This window comes from Ferrovum myxofaciens, from assembly GCF_000735045.1.
Classification (GTDB): Bacteria; Pseudomonadota; Gammaproteobacteria; order Burkholderiales; family Ferrovaceae; genus Ferrovum; species Ferrovum myxofaciens.
In genome coordinates this window covers 1-253 of the sequence record NZ_JPOQ01000417.1, presented here as the reverse complement: position 1 = coordinate 253, position 253 = coordinate 1, and the positions used below count along the sequence as shown (strand labels likewise).

The 253-nt window shown below is 59.7% G+C and carries 1 protein-coding gene; it reads right to left on the bottom strand.

The features are described 5' to 3' along the window. Positions 1 to 228: 3'(2'),5'-bisphosphate nucleotidase CysQ family protein (locus IV91_RS0114330; protein WP_324603975.1), on the bottom strand; the 228-nt coding region annotated here is incomplete at its 3' end. Positions 229 to 253: the final 25 nt, after the last annotated feature.

Sequence of the window (253 nt, the reverse complement as noted above, 5' to 3'; positions counted from 1 at the left end):
TTCTTTCTTGCCATAGCGCAGAGCCCTGCCCTCCAGATCGAAAACATGGCCTCCGGCCCCCTCCACCACCGCCTGAGCCGCCGCCGTATCCCATTCGCAGGTAGGCCCCAAACGGGGATAGAGGTCGGCGCTGCCTTCGGCAATCCGACAAAACTTCAGGGAACTCCCCGCCTGAATCAACTCGTTGGGCTTGAAGCGCTGCGCAAATGCCAGGGTTTCTGGCGTCATATGGCTTTTACTCGCCACAATTCGC